This window comes from Pseudomonas sp. NPDC078700 (genome assembly GCF_044542375.1).
Taxonomy (GTDB): Bacteria; Pseudomonadota; Gammaproteobacteria; order Pseudomonadales; family Pseudomonadaceae; genus Aquipseudomonas.
The window spans coordinates 562,027-580,869 of sequence record NZ_JBITUI010000002.1 but is presented as its reverse complement, the minus strand read 5'-3'; the positions used below and the strand labels follow the sequence as shown (position 1 = coordinate 580,869).

15 protein-coding genes and 1 pseudogene are annotated in these 18,843 nt (G+C 55.9%); 10 read left to right on the top strand and 6 right to left on the bottom strand.

The window, feature by feature from the left end; all coding sequences use genetic code 11:
* Nucleotides 1-87 precede the first annotated feature (87 nt).
* Both ACIGCM_RS08495 and ACIGCM_RS08490 read right to left on the bottom strand, forming a co-directional pair.
* Entirely contained in the window at nt 88-1,113 is a 1,026-nt protein-coding gene (locus tag ACIGCM_RS08495) for a LacI family DNA-binding transcriptional regulator (RefSeq protein ID WP_397501600.1), read from the bottom strand.
* A gap of 38 nt (nt 1,114-1,151) precedes the next feature.
* The gene (locus ACIGCM_RS08490; RefSeq protein ID WP_397501599.1) at nt 1,152-1,922 is read right to left on the bottom strand and encodes a FadR/GntR family transcriptional regulator; all 771 of its coding nucleotides are present in this window, start codon (nt 1,920-1,922) and stop codon (nt 1,152-1,154) included.
* A gap of 332 nt (nt 1,923-2,254) precedes the next feature.
* On the opposite strand from ACIGCM_RS08490, the gene ACIGCM_RS08485 reads away from it, so the two are divergent.
* Genes ACIGCM_RS08485 through ACIGCM_RS08475 form a run of 3 tightly spaced genes read left to right on the top strand, consistent with a single transcriptional unit; the run spans nt 2,255 to nt 5,145 of the window.
* Complete coding sequence (locus tag ACIGCM_RS08485) at nt 2,255-3,619, top strand: MATE family efflux transporter (protein ID WP_397501980.1); 1,365 nt, start codon at nt 2,255-2,257, stop codon at nt 3,617-3,619.
* Complete coding sequence (locus tag ACIGCM_RS08480) at nt 3,597-4,649, top strand: diguanylate cyclase (protein WP_397501598.1); 1,053 nt, start codon at nt 3,597-3,599, stop codon at nt 4,647-4,649. The genes ACIGCM_RS08485 and ACIGCM_RS08480 overlap by 23 nt, the downstream gene beginning before the upstream one ends.
* A gap of 34 nt (nt 4,650-4,683) precedes the next feature.
* The gene (locus ACIGCM_RS08475) at nt 4,684-5,145 is read left to right on the top strand and encodes a DUF2214 family protein (protein WP_397501597.1); all 462 of its coding nucleotides are present in this window, start codon (nt 4,684-4,686) and stop codon (nt 5,143-5,145) included.
* 179 nt (nt 5,146-5,324) lie between these two features.
* Here ACIGCM_RS08475 and speA read toward each other — a convergent pair whose 3' ends face one another.
* The 4 genes from speA to ACIGCM_RS08455 form a co-directional block, all read right to left on the bottom strand.
* Entirely contained in the window at nt 5,325-7,238 is a 1,914-nt protein-coding gene (gene speA, locus ACIGCM_RS08470) for an arginine decarboxylase (RefSeq protein WP_397501596.1), read from the bottom strand.
* Nucleotides 7,239-7,376: 138 nt separating this feature from the next.
* Nucleotides 7,377-7,748 carry a translation initiation factor Sui1 gene (locus ACIGCM_RS08465; RefSeq protein WP_397501595.1) on the bottom strand — a complete coding sequence of 124 codons (372 nt, stop codon included), beginning with the start codon at nt 7,746-7,748 and terminating at the stop codon, nt 7,377-7,379.
* A gap of 312 nt (nt 7,749-8,060) precedes the next feature.
* A complete protein-coding gene (locus ACIGCM_RS08460; protein ID WP_397501594.1) occupies nt 8,061-8,612 on the bottom strand; it encodes an NUDIX hydrolase in 552 nt (183 codons plus the stop codon).
* A gap of 3 nt (nt 8,613-8,615) precedes the next feature.
* Nucleotides 8,616-9,683, bottom strand: coding sequence for a DUF2333 family protein (locus tag ACIGCM_RS08455; RefSeq protein ID WP_397501593.1), 1,068 nt, complete (start codon nt 9,681-9,683; stop codon nt 8,616-8,618).
* A gap of 1,761 nt (nt 9,684-11,444) precedes the next feature.
* Between ACIGCM_RS08455 and ACIGCM_RS08450 the strand changes: the two are divergent.
* The 7 genes and pseudogenes from ACIGCM_RS08450 to ACIGCM_RS08420 all read left to right on the top strand — a co-directional run.
* Nucleotides 11,445-11,960, top strand: a pseudogene (locus ACIGCM_RS08450) (methyl-accepting chemotaxis protein); the annotation flags it as partial.
* A 188-nt stretch (nt 11,961-12,148) separates the two neighbouring features.
* Complete coding sequence (locus ACIGCM_RS08445) at nt 12,149-13,951, top strand: protein-disulfide reductase DsbD (protein WP_397501592.1); 1,803 nt, start codon at nt 12,149-12,151, stop codon at nt 13,949-13,951.
* A gap of 121 nt (nt 13,952-14,072) precedes the next feature.
* Entirely contained in the window at nt 14,073-14,522 is a 450-nt protein-coding gene (aroQ, locus tag ACIGCM_RS08440; RefSeq protein WP_397501591.1) for a type II 3-dehydroquinate dehydratase, read from the top strand.
* A gap of 22 nt (nt 14,523-14,544) precedes the next feature.
* Nucleotides 14,545-14,997: an acetyl-CoA carboxylase biotin carboxyl carrier protein gene (gene accB, locus ACIGCM_RS08435; protein WP_397501590.1), complete on the top strand. Its 453-nt coding sequence runs from the start codon at nt 14,545-14,547 to the stop codon at nt 14,995-14,997.
* A 17-nt stretch (nt 14,998-15,014) separates the two neighbouring features.
* A complete protein-coding gene (accC, locus tag ACIGCM_RS08430) occupies nt 15,015-16,364 on the top strand; it encodes an acetyl-CoA carboxylase biotin carboxylase subunit (protein ID WP_397501589.1) in 1,350 nt (449 codons plus the stop codon).
* A gap of 226 nt (nt 16,365-16,590) precedes the next feature.
* On the top strand, nt 16,591-17,469 hold the full coding sequence (gene prmA / locus ACIGCM_RS08425) for a 50S ribosomal protein L11 methyltransferase (protein WP_397501588.1): 879 nt from the start codon (nt 16,591-16,593) through the stop codon (nt 17,467-17,469).
* A gap of 67 nt (nt 17,470-17,536) precedes the next feature.
* Entirely contained in the window at nt 17,537-18,838 is a 1,302-nt protein-coding gene (locus ACIGCM_RS08420) for a DUF3426 domain-containing protein (protein WP_397501587.1), read from the top strand.
* Nucleotides 18,839-18,843: the final 5 nt, after the last annotated feature.

Genomic DNA, 18,843 nt, shown 5'->3' with positions numbered 1-18,843 from the left:
GATAACCACCCAACCACAAGGCTTCTGGAAAGACACAGCCCTTTTGATTTTAAGATGATTGCGCAATCATTCAACAGCCAAAAAAAATTAAGTGCTGCTGCGCTCAATCACCTCGAAGCCCGTATCCAAACGCAATGGCTCGCGCGCCAATGACGGCTCGACAAAACGCGCCAGCAAGGCCTCGGCAATGGAGCGGCCGATACGCAACCCATCAACCCGCACAGTAGATAACGGTGGATGCATATGCGCCGCGCTGGATAAATCACCAAACCCCATCACCGCCAGTTGCTCAGGCACAGTTAGGCTACGACTGGCAGCCTCCGCCAATACGCCCTGCGCAATGGTGTCGGAGCTGCACACAACGACATCCCCCGCTGTACCACTGGCCAATAAACGGCTTAGCCCTTCCCGGCCTGTAGCCAATGTCGCAGGCGCAGCAAGACGCTCGATGGCTACCGTCGCCACGCCCTGCTCTGCAAGTGCTTGAGCCAAGCTCTCACTGCGCCTGATGCCCCGCGGATCATCAAGGGTGATCACTGAGACCCGCCGATACCCTTTGCCCAGCAAATAACTGGCCACGGTACGTCCAACTGCTTCATGGGAGAAGCCAACCAGCATGTCCAGTGGATGCTCGCATAGGTCCCAGGCTTCGACCACGGGAATACCGACACGCGCCAAGCGTTGACGGCTATCTGGCGTATGCTCGGTGCCCGTCAGCACAATACCGTCTGGACGTCGCCCCAACAGTGCACTGAGTAGCGCCTCTTCTTGCTCAGGATCGTAACCGGTCAGACCGAGCAACGTCTGGTAGCCCGCCTGCGCAAGGCGCTCGGTCAGTGCTTGGACTGTGTCGGAGAAAATTGAATTGGCGATGGTTGGCAACATGATAGCCACCAGACGGCTGCGACTAGAGGCCAACGCGCCAGCAGCAAGATTGGGCACATAGCCAGTGACTCGTACAGCATCAAGCACCCGTTGACGCGTCCTGGCGGCAACTACCTCGGGACGCCCCAACGCACGCGACACTGTAATTGGCGAAACGCCAGCGACACGCGCGACATCAATCAATGTTGGCGGGCTGGCGGGACCAAGGTCTGTTGGCTGGCGGCTCATTGCACTCCCATGATCAGACAGCCAGCCGCTGGCTCGCTTTAGGGTGCAGTCGGCTGTAACGCTTGCGCTTCAGTCTCGGCCTGCTCATGGGCCTGACGCAAACGCTCGCGACTGTTGGTCAGGTGCAAACGCATCGCCGCTCGCGCAGCCTCGGCATCCTGACGCTCGATGGCCTCGAATATTTGCTCATGCTCACGCTCAAGGCGCGCCATGTATAAGCCTTTGTCATCATGGGCCAGGGTTGCCGAATTCACCCGGGTACGCGGGATGATGTTGGTGCCCATGTGACTCATGATGTCGGTGAAGTAGCGGTTACCTGTGGCTTCAGAAATCGCCACATGAAACTGGAAGTCCGAAGCGACTGCATCACTGGCGTGAGCCACACTGTCTTTCAATGCATCCAAAGCGGCGCGCATTGCCTGCAATTGTGCAGGGCTACGGCGTTGAGCAGCCAAACCCGCCGATTCGACTTCAAGGCTGATACGCAACTCAAGGATATTAAGCACATCACGCAGGGTGACGATTGTCGCGGGATCAATCCGAAAACCATTGGCGGTGGGCACATCTATTACAAATGTACCGATGCCATGACGTGTCTCAACCAAACCTGAGGCTTGCAACCGAGAAAGCGCTTCTCGCACAACCGTGCGGCTCACGCCTTGCGCAGCCATGATCGCCGACTCAGTTGGCAGCTTCTCTCCACGCTTGATCTCGCCATCGCGAATGCGCTGCGAAAGCTCTGCGACAAGCTCTTGAGCAAGGCTTCTGTGCTTGCGACGTGGAAGCTGTTGAGTGTTTTGGTTGAGCATGAATCTTAAGGCCTGTGGTGATTATGTATACATCATAACGCAATAGTTGTATGACAACAGTGCCATTAACGCAAGCATAATGCCATGTACTCTATTGAAACCCGCAAAAGCCCAATCACAGCAATACTTTAGACCAGTAGAGAAGCGCCATCCCCACCCACATATCGCAAGGGCTTGCCTCAAGACGGTTGCAGGTGACGCAGCACTGATAACGGCTGAGACAAGTGTGTGACATCAGGCTCCAACTGGGCTCAATGCGCCATCAAACGGATTTAACTTTCTGCCCCAGCCTGCCATGCTTGTTTAATTTGCAGTCAGGCGTGGACAACTTGATCCAGTATTTATCCGAAGCATGGCGGCATCGCCCAACCCACAAGCGCGTCTGGGCCCTGGCCGCACCGATGATTCTGTCGAATGTCTCAGTGCCAATGGTCGCCCTGGTCGACAGCGCAGTGGTCGGCCACTTGCCACACGCCTACCAATTGGCAGCCGTAGCGGTTGGCGGCACCCTATACACCCTGCTGACCTGGGCCATGGGCTTCTTGCGCATGGGCACCACCGGTTTTGCTGCACAAGCGGCTGGCCGTGAAGATGGCGGCGCACTGCGCCAAGTACTCTGCCAAGGCCTGCTACTTGCCGGCGCACTGGCCATAGGGCTGATCTTGCTGGCCCTGCCTTTCAGCCATATCGCCTTGAGCTTGATGCAGCCCTCGGCCGAGCTTAATCAATTGGCCCGCGACTACTTTCAGATCCGCTTGTTTGGCCTGCCTGCCGCCCTTGCGACTTATGCATTAATTGGCTGGTTACTGGGCACCCAAAACGCACGGGGGCCACTGGCAATACTGTTGTGCACTAACATCCTGAACGTGGGGCTCGACCTCTTCCTGGTCCTCGGCTTGCAGTGGGGTGTTAGCGGTGCAGCATGGGCCTCGGTCGTAGCGGAGTGGACAGGTGCCCTGCTTGGTTTGTGGCTCGCGCGCAAAGCGCTGCGTCCATACAGCGGTCAGGTCAACTGGTCAGTGCTGCGTCGCTGGCTCAGTTGGCAACCTCTGCTGGCCGTTAATCGCGATATATTCATTCGCACCTTGGGGCTGCAGTTGGTGTTCTTCCTGATCACCGTACAAGGCACGCGCCTGGGCGATGCCACCGTTGCAGCTAATGCCCTGCTATTAAACGGCTTATTGCTCACCGCCCACGCCTTGGACGGCCTCGCCCATGCAGTTGAAGCACTCTGTGGCCACGCCCTCGGCGCCAAGGATCGCAATGCCCTACGGCGCAGCTTGATTGTGGCAACCGGCTGGTCCTTGGTTGCGAGCCTGCTGTTTGCCCTGTTTTTCTCGCTGGCCGGGGACTGGTTCATTCAACTGCAAACCAATATCCAGTCCGTGCGTGAAACGGCGCATAACTATTTACCTTACTTGGCACTATTGCCGCTGATTGCAGTCTGGAGTTACTTGCTGGACGGACTTTTTATTGGCGCTACACGAGCCAGGGAAATGCGTAACGCCATGCTGATTGCCGTCTCAATTAGCTTGCCATTAGGCTGGTTGCTGCAAGGCTTGGGAAATCATGGCCTGTGGCTCGCTTTTTTATGTTTTATGGCGCTACGCGGTATCAGCCTCGGCGCCTATGCTTACCACATGAACCGGCACAATGGTTGGTGGAACCCCGATTATGCTAAGTCAAAAACTGTCTGAAATTGAACATCAACGCCAAGCCGCTTTGGACGATCAAGAGCTGCTGGACACCCCGGCCGATCCGTATCTGGATACCATTGTCCGGGTGGTGCGTGACCTATTCGGCGTGCAAACGGTGCTGGTCAGCCTGATAGACCGTGATCGTCAATGGTTTAAATCACGGCTCGGTCTAGATATAGCCGAAACGCCCCGCAGCATCTCCTTCTGCGACCAGGCAATTAAAAGTACGCAAATGTTTGTCGTCAGCGACGCCCACAGCGACCCGCGCTTTCGCGACAACCAACTGGTCACCGACAACCCTTATGTGCGCTTTTATGCAGGCCAGCCGCTGTTCTCCGAAGAGGGCCAAGCTTTGGGGACGCTGTGCTTAATAGACTCGCAACCTAAAGTCCTGAGCCCAGCTGAAATACAGTTGCTTAAAGATATGGCAACGCTGGCTGAAGGCTATTTGAAATTACGCCGCTTCAGTCATCAGACCGAACAACTGCGTGACGCGCTCAGCCGCGAACAGCGTAAGGCGATGCTCGATCAACTCACCCAGTTATGGAACCGTGCCGGTCTCGAACACTTCCTCGCAGTTGAGCACCGCGCAGCCCATGATCGCGGTGTGTATTTGGGCGTGCTGTTTTGCGACCTCGATCGCTTCAAGCAGGTCAACGATACCCATGGCCATGACGCCGGTGATCAGGTGTTGTGGCAAACCGCACGCAGAGTCTCAGCGGCCGTTCGCCCCAATGACATCGTGACGCGCAATGGTGGCGAGGAGTTCGTGGTACTGGCCCAAGTCAAAGACGCCCATGAGCTTGAGCAAATAGCGCAGCGCATTCGCAGTAAAATCGGCGACAGTCACTTCACCCTTGAACAAACCGAGCTGCCATTGACCATCAGCATTGGCTGCGCCTTAACTTGCGAAACCGAAACCGGACATGATGCGATGAAACGCGCGGACCGGGCGCTTTACCGGGCCAAGAACAATGGTCGCAACCGGGTTGAAATAGCTGACCCATTCAAATCCAACTCATCTTGTTAATGAATAACCAGGCAATATCTGCAGAGGAAGTCACATGGGCGAGGCAATAGCGGCGTACCTGCACTACATCTCGATTTTCGGCTTATTCGCACTGCTCAGCATTGAGCATGTAACCTTCAACAAAGAGCTGGATCTGGCGCGGGCTCGCCGGCTGGTTGTCACCGACTTAGCCTATGGCGTGTGCGCCGGCGTAGTCTTGCTCACCGGATTGGTTCGGGTCATCTGGTACGGCAAAGGCTGGCAATACTACGTTTCCAACAGCGTGTTCCACGGCAAAGTGACGCTGTTCATTCTGGTCGGTTTAATCTCGGTGTACCCGACTTACATCTACCTCAACTGGCGAAACTCGCTTCAGGCAGGACAGCCCCCCGTGATTACCCGTCGCCAGGCATTCCTGATTACCATGAGCATTCGTCTGGAGTTGCTGCTACTGCTGATCATCCCGTTACTCGCAACGTTTATGGCTCGAGGTTTTGGGGTGATGGGGGCTGGGTAGTGCTGCATCACCTGCGTGGGCATCAGATCCACTTCCTGATGATTGAAAAGTCCCTGCAGGAGCACTCAGGAAAATCGAAAGATAGATTTAGGGTTGTGCACCCGCCAACCGATTTCTGAAGCCTGACCACAGAAACAACAAAACCGGCACGAGGCCGGTTTTGTTTTATTGGCTTGACGTTAGGACGACAAGTACGAAGACCGGGTCAGGCCCAGACGCAGAGCATCGAGGTAGGTCGTACGCTCGCGTGCAGTGATCTTGGCGCTGGCGACTTTATCGCGGTAATGGGTCATCAACTCTTCCGGCGACAAGTGCACATAACGCAGCATGTCTTCGATGGTGTCGTGAGTTTCAATACCGGCGTGATAAACGCTGCCATCCGGATTCTGGTAGATATTCACCGAATCGGTATCACCGAACAGGTTATGCATATCACCGAGAATTTCCTGATAAGCCCCCACCAGGAAGATACCCAGGAGGTAATCCTCACCCTCGCGGACTTCATGAACAGGCAAGCTGCTTTCGATGCTCTGTTCATCCACGTATTGACGGATTTTACCGTCGGAGTCGCAGGTCAGATCCTGCAGCACCGCGCGGCGCAGCGGCTCTTCTTCAAGGCGGTTGAGTGGCAGAATTGGCAATACCTGGCCAATGGCCCAAGTGTCCGGCAAGCTCTGGAACACCGAGAAGTTGCAGATGTACTTGTCAGCCAGCTTGTCATTGAGTTCATCGAGCACTTGGCGATGTGAACGCTGACGCGCTTTCATCGAGTTGTACAAGCGACGACACACCGCAAAGTAACACTGCTCGGCTAGGGCTTTTTCGACCAGGCTGATCTTGCCTTCGGCATACTGGCGGGCTACGTCACTCATGTAGTGAGTGGCACGCCAGTAGGTTTCAGTGGCCATTTCAAAATCAGTCGGTGCCAGCAGGTCAGCCAGGTAGCCAACTGTTTCAGGCAGGCTTTCACGGTCTTCGATAACAGGCACTTCGTCGTTGTGCTTTTCAACGTCGGTGACTTGCACCACCAGCATGGCGTGGTGTGCGGTCAGGGAGCGTCCACTTTCCGAGAAAATATTCGGATGCGGCAATTCTTGCTCATCGCAGAATTCCTTGAGCATGCCAACCACTACGCCTGCGTAGTCATCCATGTCGTAGTTGATCGAACTGGCATTGCGCGAATGGGTGCCGTCGTAGTCCACGCCCAAACCGCCGCCCACGTCGATATGATCAACTGGCAGGCCGAGGCCGCGCAATTCGCCATAGTAGCGAATCGCTTCCTTGAAGCCGTGTTGATAGTCGGCCAGATTGGCGATCTGCGAGCCCATGTGGAAGTGCAGCAAACGAATGCCTTGATCCAGCTTGGCCTCGCGGAAACGCTCAACAACCGAGAGCAGTTGTGCGGCCGACAAACCAAACTTGGATTTCTCGCCGCCAGTGTCTGCCCACTTCGAGGATGCCAGTGACGACAAGCGCACACGCAAGCCAATCTGCGGCGCTACCTTTAGCTCAGCCGCTTCATCGATCACCAACTGCACTTCAGATTCTTTCTCGATGACGATAAACACATTGTGACCGAGCTTTTGACCCATCAATGCCAGCTTGATGAATTCACGGTCCTTATAACCGTTGCAGACGATGGTGCCGCCCTTGGGGGCCAAGGCCAGCACCGCCAACAACTCCGGCTTTGAACCTGCTTCTAAGCCAATGGCCACGTCTTTAGTGGCAATGATGTTCTCAACCACGGCTTCCTGCTGGTTAACCTTAATCGGGTACAGCGCCATGTATTTGCTCTGGTATTCCAGGCGTTCAATATTGGCGTCGAATGCGCCGGTCAACTGGCGCACTCGGTCTTGCAGAATATCCGGAAAGCGCACCAGCAATGGCAGGCTAAGACCGCTGGCACGCAACTCATCAACTTGCTCATAGAGATCGATTGGGGTGCTGTCTGGGCCATTAGGACGCACTTCTACGCGGCCGCTGTCATTGATCGCGAAATAACCCGCGCCCCAATGACGAATTCCGTAAACGCTACGGCTGTCGGCAACTGTCCATTGGCTGCCGTCATCTTTACGTGTGCGTCGTGCAGACATTGAAGTCTCCCTTACTTGCGATAAATAGCCCTGGCTCAGCCAGTGCCTATACAGATTAAAGTCTGGAAATGACGATTTCTAAGTAGTTGACTGGCAATCCACTCAGTAAGTTTAGAAACCCAGCATAGCCGCTATGGCCTAGCCGCCAGATTTCTTTGCCTTGAAACCGCGCTTTGTGAGTTCTTCGAGCAGCAACTCGACGTGATCACCCTGGATCTCGATCACCCCATCCTTGAGAGCGCCGCCGCAGCCACAACGCTTTTTCAGCGCACTGGCCAGCTCCTTCAACGGCTCCTCAGGCAAAGGCACGCCACTGACAGTGCTGACGGTCTTTCCGCCACGGCCTTTGGTTTCACGGCGCACACGGGCAATGCCGTCGCCTTCGGGGATCAGGGTCTTTTTACAGATGCAGGCGTCTACCGGCTGATTACAGTCAGGGCAATGCCGACCGGTATCAGTGGAATACACCAAACCGCTTAACGCGGCGAATGACGAGGCTTTCTTGACCACCGGCTTTCCTCTTTGGCAGGTCAGAAACGTGTTGGCGTAACAAGGTCGAACGGCGCAACAGGTTTGAAAGCGATAGGCTGACAAGCGTCAACCGCGAAGCCCCACTCTGGCAGGGGCAGCGCACCACAACCGAAACAGCTGTGGCTCAAAGGGCGCGCAGTGTAACGATAAAACTGGCCAATGCTAAACATAAAAATGCGCCATTAACCGCTGATTTAGCGACTTTAACCCGCCCATGTTCAACATCATGGACAGCCTGTTGACATATCCTGAACAAAGCGGTGTTTTTGGGCTGTTACTCAGCAGAACGGCTTAATGGCTGCCGTTATGACTCTGGATTTCAAGATAGGTACGCAAGGCTTGCAGTGAGTCGGGGCAGTAGTCTTTTACGCTGGCTTCCGCCAATGCTTGCTGAACAGTCATAAACTGCGCTTCGAGCACTTCTTCTGGCTGCAAAATCAGCGGTGCATCGGACACCGCCGAAAATACCGCACACCATAGACGGTTATCAGTCTGATCAAAGAAGAAGCGCTGACACTCCTGCAATATCACACCCTTAATGCCCAGCTCTTCCTCCAGCTCACGGGCAGCCGACTCGGCATAACTTTCATCGGCCATCACCATACCGCCAGCGGCTACATCCCAATAACCGGGATACAACGCTTTGCTCAGCGTACGACGATGCACGCAAAGCAAACCGGCGGAGTTGAATAGCAAGATGAAGGTCGCGCGCCCAATCAAGCCGCGCTCGCGCAACTCCGCTCTGGGCAACGCCCCGAGTTGACAATCCTGCTCGTCAACCCAGGCAATTCGCTCCGCGTCTGATGCCGCTCGATGTGCGGCTTCAGCTGGCGAGATAGACACCAATCAACCCTGCGACAACAGCTGGCGCAAGTCGATGATACCGGCGTTAGCGCGGGAAATGTAGTTAGCCATAACCAGCGAGTGGTTAGCCAGCAGACCATAGCCGCTGCCGTTGAGAATCATCGGGCTCCACATAGGCTCTTGCGCTGCTTCCAACTCACGAATGATCTGACGCACGCTTACAGTGGCGTTCTTCTTGGCCAGTACATCAGCGAAGTCAACTTCAACCGCGCGCAGGAATTGTGCGAGCGCCCAGGCTTGACCCCGTGCTTCATAGAACACGTTGTCGATCTGCATCCACGGCGTTTCATAGGCGTTTTCGTCAACCTTGACCGCCGTACCCGCCGCCACCAACTCTTGTTTAACCTCAGTGTTCAGGCGCACCTGACCCACACTCGCCGACAGACGCTGCGACAGCGAACCTAAACGCGTAGCAGCATCGCCCAACCAGTTATTGAGGTTGTCCGCACGGGTGTAAAACTGCGCAGCAGGCTTGCCGTCTCCGGCTAGCCGCGCAAGGTAACGGTCCAGCGATTTGATGCCCTCGCGGTATTCAGACTCAGAGGCGGGTAGCGCCCAGCTTTTGTTGTCAAAGTTGAAGCGCGGCTCAGCCTTGGCCAAATCGACGTCTTCAGTTGACTGCGACTGTGAGCGCGAGAAATCTTTGCGCATGGCTCGCGACAGATCACGCACCTGAACCAGCACACCAAGCTCCCAGCTTGGCATGTTATCCAGCCACAGCCCCGGAGGCGCGAGGTCATTCGACAGGTATCCACCCGGCTTATCGAGCAAGGTTGTAGCTACATACTTTAGGGTTTCAACTGTGGTGTAACCATTGACCATCTGCCGTTGCGCGTTCTGTGCGGCGGACTCGGCATGCTGCTGAACTGGGAATTGATCCGGCTCTTGGCTCCAATACCAGCCAATCACCAGCGCGACCAATAGATAAATGCAGAGCAGCGTGCCAAAGATTTTGGTCACCCAGCCTCCGCGAAAATAACTGCGTACGTTGCCGACTGAGTCGTCGACAGTGTCACGCGTGCCAGTCGTGCGTTTCTTCCAATCCAGCATGGCAATGTCCTTCTATTACGGCATTCGGTAGTTCGACCGCAACCTCAGACAAGGGTTGCGTAACAGGCCCCCACTATAAGGGAAACCCGCACTAGAACTACAACCTTAGCATTGCTCGAAGCGTTATACCCGCGCTCCCTGCCCGGAGTTGCGCAACAAAAAATGTGCAGCTGGCTCGAAAGAGACCTGACTCAACTGCAGGCGACTTGGCAATTTTCGCCGGCGTCATACTTTTGTAATGAAAACGCAATAACTTCATGGACTTACGGCATGTTGAACATGCCCATACCGTTCCGTTGTCGGTAGATCCCTATGCGCCTGAAGTTTTTCACTAATCTCAACACTGCCCTGCTCGTCACTGCCTGTATCGCCTTAGGCGCTACACTCTGGTGGTCACAACAAGCGCTTGAGCGACCTTATGCGCTGATGGAGCGCTACATGAATTTGTCTGAGCGCTTCCAGAAAAGCGTCAGTCTAAATATCTTCGATTACCTGCAAAGCGGCGACGCCCTGCGCCACAGCGAAGCCCTGAAGGCCATTGACGAACTGCAACCGGAGCTGGACCAATTGCCCGCAGCGCTGGCCGCTAACGTACGCAACAACCTGGATAATCTGCGCAGCTTCAGCGCCGGTGAATTACTCGCTGCAGGCAAACTGGCTGGCGACCCACAAGGCTTGCTGGTACAAGCTGAGCGCGAAATGACCGGAGCTTTAGAGCAACTGGCGCAGTATGCCGCCAGCGCTGACTCACAAGCGGCAGCACGCTACAACGCGCCGCTATTTAGCGCTGCGCAGCACTTGGTCAAGCTTGCTCATGCCCGCAACAAAATGATTGTCAGCGCCAATAATGAACTGCTGGCGGATGTCGATCGCGAGCGCGAAGCCATTGAGCAACAGGCAAAGATTCTCACCGACCTGCCTCTGCTTGGGGTTAAGCAAAGCAATGAGTCCGCCAGCGATGGTTTCGCCGCAATGCTCGGGCTCGACACCAACAGCGACCAAAGCCAAACAGAAGACCGTGGTGTTGGTCTCAAGCGTGAGTTCACCAGCCTGCTTAGCCGCTACCCCAATGAGTTGAAGAGAACGGTCGGCCTGATTGAGCAGCGCAATCAATTGAGCCGAGCTACCCGCTCACAAATCGATAACGTCACTCAGGCCCTGAATGAGCTAGAGCCTTTGGTACGCGCCGAACATGGCAAAATCCAAGGAGAGGTAAGGCTGCTACAGGGCGCAATGATTGTACTAATTCTGTGCATTGCCTTGATCATCGACACCTTGCAGCGCCGCCTCACAAGCGTTCTGACCTTGCTGGTACCTGCCTTGTCGGCGTGGGCGCAAGGCAACTTTGCCAAAGCAATCAAGCTCAACAACAAGACCCGCGAGCTGGTAGACATCGAGGACTCCCTGAACCACCTGCGCAATTATCTGGTTGAGTTGGTCGGCACTATTCGTGAGCATGCCGAGCAAGTCGCCGGATCAAGCCGCACACTGGCAGACCTCAACGGTGGCATGCACCAAGGCGCGGAACGACAAGCAGCAGACACCGCCCAGATTCGCGACGCATTGGGCAACCTGGAGTCGACCATTGTGCAGGTTGCAGACGACGCCAGTGACGCTGCAGATGCCAGCCGCAACGCCGACAAAGCGCTGGAGCAAGGTCAGCAAGTCATCAGCCAGAGCCTCACGGGGCTGCATACTTTGGCAGGTGAAGTGCAAAACAACGCCCAGGCAATTGAGCGCTTGGCCGAAGAGACCACCACCATCGGCAATGTGCTTACGGTTATTCGCGGTATCGCCGAACAAACCAATCTATTGGCATTGAATGCGGCCATTGAAGCCGCGCGAGCAGGTGAAATGGGCCGTGGTTTTGCAGTAGTAGCCGAAGAGGTACGCTCGCTTTCGCAACGCACCAGCGGAGCGACTGAACAAATTCAGGAGCTGATTGCACGCCTGCAACAAGCGGCTCGGCATTCAGTCGAAGCCATGCGCAGCCAATTGGAACACGCACAAGTCAGCGCCAATCAAGCCGCTGCAGCAGACGGTGCACTGGATGAGATCGTCAACTCCATTCGCATCATTGCCAATATTGCTCAGCGCATTGCCGCCGCCACAGCCCAACAAAGTGGCGCGGTCAGTGAGATTCGCGGCCACAGCGAGCGGATTCACAGCCTTGGCGATGACAACCTGCAACGCATTGGTGAAGGCCGCGATCAAGGCGAACAACTGCTTCAGCTTGGGGCAGAGTTACGCACCGCAGTGCAGGCTTTCCACCTTTAAAGGCTGAAACACAGGTAAAGTCAGGTCGAGATCGGCCACCGCGTACATTTGTCGCACCCCTAGTGCGCGGTGTCATACGGGCGATTGGCTGCATTTCATCGGCCTGACAAAACCACTTACAGCTCGGCCAATGCCACAGACAGCCCAGCTCCGTTATGATGGTTGGATACTTGTTTGTCGAGATCCACATGCGTCGCTTAATCAGCCTGCTCCTGCTCATCATCGCGATCCCAGCCAGCGCCAGCTTGCTCGACAATCGCCCCGCTCTTGCTCCGCTAGGGTCTGCGCTGAATAACAGCGCTGATTTTCTGCCGGTACGTGAAGCCTTCAAACTCAACTTAATCAGCAGCTCGGCAGACTCCGTCAAGCTGCGGTTTGTCGCCACTGACGGTTATTACCTGTACAAACACCGCTTCAAGTTCAGCACTGAGCCCGCCGATATCGGCCTTGGCGAAGCGCAAATGCCAGCAGGCGAGCAGAAGACTGACGAGTATTTCGGCGAGGTCGAGGTCTACCACAACATTGTCGACGTTGATCTGCCGATCAGCCCGCCGACTGATCGCGCCTATACGCTCAATGTCACCTACCAGGGCTGTGCGGATAAAGGCCTGTGTTACCCACCCGAAACTGAACAGATCAAAATTGGCGGTGCTTTCGGCGATAGTGTCGACAGCCCTATACCAGCAGGCTCGACTGCTAACGCAGGTAAAACCAGCTGGCAATGGACTGATTTGGCCTTGTTCTTCCTCGCGGGCCTGGGCTTGACCTTCACCCCTTGCGTGCTGCCAATGCTGCCGATTCTCTCGGGCGTGGTTTTACGCGGTCGTCCAAGCAACCGCCGCGGCTTGGTGCTATCACTGGCCTATGTGCTACCCATGGCGGCCTGCTACGCCGCACTTGGCGCATTGATGGGGCTGTTTGGTGCAAGCCTCAACCTGCAAGCCATGCTGCAATCGCCTTGGGTGCTGATCCCTTTCGCCTTGTTTTTCAGCCTATTCGCCATTGCCATGTTTGGCATGTTCGAGATCCGCTTACCCGCGTTCGTTCGGGAGCGACTGGACCGCAAGGCATCACAAACCCAAGGCGGGTCAATCGCAGGCGCCGCAACGCTGGGCGTACTTTCCAGCCTGATCGTCTCGCCCTGCGTTACCGCACCGCTAACAGGGTTGCTGCTCTATATCAGCAGTACCGGCGATGCCTTGGGTGGCGGTCTGCAACTATTCGCCCTCGGCCTTGGCATGGGTGCGCCGCTGGTACTGATTGGCGCGGGCGGTGGGGCTCTGCTGCCTCGCAGCGGCGCCTGGATGAACGGCGTCCGCAACTTGTTCGGGGTCATGCTGCTGGCCGTATCCATCTGGCTACTTGATCGTTTACTCCCCGGCCCGATCACGCTGGCGTTGTGGGGCTTGCTTGCTGCGGGCTCAGCACTGTTCCTCGGTGCACTGGAGTTCAATGTAAAAAGCTCGAAAGGCAAACTTGCTCAGCTTGTGGGCCTCGCCTTGCTGGTTTATGCCCTCACTGCTTGGGTAGGTGCATTGCAAGGCCAGGATGACCCTCTGCGCCCGCTGGGCCGCATGCAATTGGGCGGCGCTCAGATGATGCCCACTGCGCAGGCTCAACATGGCAACTGGCAAACCGTGACCAGTAGCTCCGAACTTGATGCCGCACTGGCTGCCGCCAAAAGCAGTGGCAAACCCTTGCTACTCGACTGGTATGCGGACTGGTGCATCAGTTGCAAAGTCATCGAGCGTGAAGTGCTGACTGACCCCAAAGTCGGTGCGCAACTCAAGGATTACGCCCTCGTACGCTTTGATATCACTGAAAGCACCCCTGCCCAACGTTCAGTTTTGGATCGTTATTCACTGTTTGGCCCGCCCGCGATACTAATCTTCGACAAGAACGGCGACGAATGGCAGGACCTTCGTGTGGTAGGTGAAGTTGACGCTGAAACCTTCTCTGCCCGGCTAAATAAAGCCCACGAACGCTTTTAAACACCTCAGTCACAAAAGTGCCGCAAACAACGGCCATCGTGCTGGCTACTGCATAGAACTAGACAGTCACGAGGCGACTCCGGCATAGTCCTGCGTGTGAAAACAACAAGGAACACGAAACATGGCGACCTTATTGGCCCTGCACGGCCCAAATTTAAATCTACTCGGCACCCGCGAGCCTGGTGTCTATGGCGCCACCACGCTGGAGCAGATCAACCTTGATCTGGAGCGCCGCGCTCGTGATGCCGGGCATCATCTGATGTACCTGCAAAGCAATGCAGAGTATGAATTAATCGAGCGTATTCACGCTGCCAGAGGTGAAGGCGTCGACTTTATTTTGATTAATCCAGCCGCTTTTACTCATACAAGTGTCGCATTACGTGACGCATTGCTGGCGGTGAGCATCCCATTCATCGAAGTGCATTTATCTAACGTGCACAAACGCGAAGCATTCCGCCATCACTCCTACTTTTCAGATGTTGCTGTAGGTGTGATCTGCGGCCTTGGCGCCAGCGGTTATCGGCTGGCCCTGGAGGCTGCACTCGAACAACTTGAACTTGAACGGCCCTGACCCAACTGGGAGTTGAAAAGCTATGGATATTCGTAAAGTCAAAAAACTGATCGAACTGCTGGAAGAGTCCGGCATCGACGAACTGGAAATTCACGAAGGTGAAGAGTCAGTACGCATCAGTCGCAACAGCAAGCAACCTGCTTACGCGCCGCAACCTGTGTATGCACCTGCTCCTGCCGCCGCACCTGCTGCGCCAGTGGCTGCTGCTGAAGCTGCTGCACCGGCAGCGCCAAAACTCAACGGCACCGTCGTGCGTTCGCCAATGGTCGGTACTTTCTACCGCGCGTCGTCGCCAACCTCCGGTAACTTTGTTGAAGTTGGCCAGAGCGTTAAGAAGGGCGACATCCTCTGCATCGTTGAAGCGATGAAGATGATGAACCACATCGAAGCTGAAACCAGCGGTGTTATCGAATCCATTCTGGGCGAGAACGGCCAGCCGGTTGAATACGACCAGCCTCTGTTCACAATCGTTTGAACCGAGGAGAGCCAGCGATGTTGGAAAAAGTTCTAATCGCCAACCGCGGCGAGATCGCATTGCGCGTCTTGCGCGCGTGCAAAGAATTGGGCATCAAAACCGTTGCTGTGCACTCCACAGCTGACCGTGAATTGATGCATTTGGCTCTGGCAGACGAGTCTGTTTGCATTGGCCCAGCAGCCGGCACCCAGTCTTACCTGAATATCCCGGCAATCATCAGCGCAGCTGAAGTGACCGGCGCCACCGCGATTCACCCTGGTTACGGCTTCCTTGCGGAAAACGCCGATTTCGCTGAACAGGTGGAAAACTCAGGCTTTGCCTTTATCGGCCCGAAAGCTGAAACCATCCGCCTGATGGGCGACAAGGTGTCAGCCAAGGACGCAATGATCAAGGCTGGCGTACCTGTGGTACCAGGCTCTGACGGCCCACTGCCGGAAGACGAAGAAACCGCCTTGGCCATTGCCCGTGAAGTCGGTTACCCGGTCATCATCAAGGCGGCAGGCGGCGGCGGTGGTCGCGGCATGCGCGTGGTCTACAAAGAAGAAGACCTGATCAAGTCTGCCCGCCTGACCCGCAGTGAAGCGGGTTCAGTGTTCGGCAACCCAATGGTTTATCTGGAGAAGTTCCTCGGCAACCCGCGTCACGTGGAAGTCCAAGTGCTCTCTGACGGCCAAGGCAACGCGATTCACCTCGGTGACCGCGACTGCTCGCTGCAACGTCGCCACCAAAAGGTGCTTGAAGAAGCCCCAGCGCCGTACATCAACGAACAAGCGCGTGCCGAAGTACTCAAGCGCTGCGTCGATGCCTGCATCGAAATCGGCTATCGCGGCGCCGGTACTTTTGAGTTCCTGTACGAGAACGGCAGGTTCTACTTCATCGAGATGAACACTCGCGTGCAAGTGGAGCACCCGGTCACTGAAATGGTCACCGGCATCGACATCGTCAAGGAAATGCTCAGCATTGCGGCGGGCAACAAGCTGTCGTTCACCCAAGATGACATCGTCATCCGCGGGCACGCACTTGAGTGCCGGATCAACGCAGAAGACCCAGACAACTTCATGCCTTGCCCGGGCAAAGTTAAGCACTTCCATGCACCTGGCGGCTTTGGTGTTCGCGTTGACTCGCACCTGTACAGTGGCTACACCGTACCGCCACACTATGACTCATTGATCGGCAAACTGATCACTTACGGGGCAACCCGTGACGAAGCCATGGCGCGCATGCGCAACGGTCTCGACGAGATGGTAGTGGATGGCATCAAAACCAACATCCCGCTGCACCGGATGCTGGTTCGCGACAAAGGTTTCAACGACGGCGGTGTGAATATTCACTACCTCGAAAAGAAACTGGGCATGGATAAGCACTGATATCAGTGCTTCACCTGCTAAAACAAGGGCTGCCGTTTGGTGGCCCTTGTTGTTTTCCCCGTACTAACATACAAGCCGCAGCGCTTTTCTGCCCTCCACCAACGCTTGCAAGATAGCTTGAGCTTCGCACCGTCATGCCTTTGGTGTGGAAGCAAACCAACCCCTGCAGTAAGCTTGCGCCCCATTAAGCGCTCATATTTGATTTAGCTTCCAACGAGGTTCCGCTATGCCCTGGTTACAAGTACGTCTCGCCATTACCCCGGAACAAGCGCCGACCTACGAAGATGCCCTGCTCGAAGTGGGTGCGGTATCTGTGACCTTTATGGATGCTGAAGACAACCCGATCTTTGAGCCCGAGCTGAATACCACCCCGCTGTGGTCGCACACCCACCTGCTGGCATTGTTCGAAGCGGACACAGATGCCAACGCCCTGCTCGCTCACTTGCAATTACTCACTGGCGGCGCACTGCCAGAGCACCAGATCGAAGAAATTGCCGATCAGGACTGGGAACGCAGCTGGATGGACAACTTCAAGCCAATGCGTTTTGGCCAGCGCCTGTGGATAGTGCCAAGCTGGACCGATGCACCAGAGCCCGATGCCGTGAACCTGTTGCTCGACCCTGGCCTGGCATTCGGCACGGGCACTCACCCCACCACGGCCCTGTGCCTTGAGTGGCTTGACGGCCAGCCGTTAGATGATTGCAGCCTTATCGATTTCGGCTGCGGCTCAGGCATCCTTGCGATTGCAGCATTACTACTTGGCGCACCCAACGCAGTGGGCACCGATATCGACCCTCAAGCGCTTGAGGCCTCCCGTGACAATGCCAGCCGCAACGGCATCGACCCGGCACGCTTCCCGCTCTACCTCCCGGCCGACATGCCGCAGGAACCCGCCGATGTCGTGGTCGCCAACATTCTTGCAGGCCCGCTGGTCGCGCTGGCCCCGCAAATTACCTCACTGGTAAAAACGGGTGGTCGCCTTGCATTGTCTGGAATTCTCGCAGAACAAGCCGAAGACGTTCGGGCCGCATACGCAGCCGACTTCAATCTCGACCCAACCGCAACCAACGATGGCTGGGTGCGAATCAGCGGTGTGCGCCGTTAAATAAGCAACACTGCAGCCACCCCAAGACTTGCGTTAGACTAGCCTCAATGTTTTTTCGGACCGCCGCATGACCGAGAGTTTTGTCACCCAGTGCCCACAATGCCAGACCAGCTTCCGCGTAAATACCGCGCAACTGGGCGCGGCACACGGCGCTGTGCGTTGCGGCGCCTGCCTGAACGTATTCAACGCCGCAAAACAACTGCAGCAACAGGGCCATGTCATTGCGCCTGCAGGCACATCTTCGGCACCTGCACCGGCCCAGGAAACGCCGCCATCAGCACAAGCCGACAAGGCAAAAAGTGCTGATGACACGCTGTGGATTCATGACGACCTTGATCTCGGTGAACTGGATCTCGATGAAGAACTGGCCAAGCTTGAGGAACGTGAGCAACAACTCTCACAAGAATTTCTCAAGCTGGAGCGCAGCACACATTTCAGCTCCGTTTTCGCCTCACCACCACGCAACGCGCCAGCTGAACACGATGAGCGCTGGGCAGAGGAGCTTCTGCGTGAAGATGCTGCCAAGCCGGCAGAAAAGCTCGCCCTTGAACCCCTGGGTTTAAAGCACAAAGACACCCACAGCAGTCCGCCACCAGCCACGCAACCTTTTCAGCAACAGCCCTTAGCTGAGCAGCCGATTGCCCGCGAACCCGAGCTGAAGCTAACTGATGCTGATTTCGGTGTAACACAGACGCCGCCTCCCAAAGAAGTACTGCCCGAACCGTTAAAAGCCCCCGAATCCCCAGTTAGCGCCGTTGAAGATGATACCGAGCAGGCACCTTTTGTCCCGGTAAACATTTCTCGCCATGAGCCCAATTTCGGCCATAACACGCTATTCGAACTCGAAGACGAACCGGTTGAGTTTGACTGGCAAAAAACCGGGCCATCCTGGGGCCGGATCATAGGCTGGACACTTTTGATCTTGCTGGCAGCTGGCGCGCTGGCAGGCCAATATGTGGCTTATCACTTTGAACAACTTGCTCGCCAAGACCAGTATCGCCCTTTGTTTGAGCAAATATGCCCAAGCATCGGCTGTGAGCTGCCGTCAAAAGTCGACATCAGCATGATCAAAAGCAGCAACCTGGTGGTGCGCTCGCACCCTGACTTCAGCGGTGCACTGGTGGTCGATGCAATCATCTATAACCGCGCGGCTTTTGCTCAGCCTTTCCCGCTCTTGGAAATGCGCTTTGCTGACATTAACGGCAAGCTACTTGCCAGTCGTCGCTTTACCCCGGGCGAGTATCTGGCAGGCGAGTTAGCCGGTCGTGCAGAAATGCCACCGCAAACACCGATCCATATATCCCTGGATATTCTTGATCCAGGCAGCCAAGCCGTGAACTACAGCCTGAGCTTCCACTCGCCGCAGTAGCAACT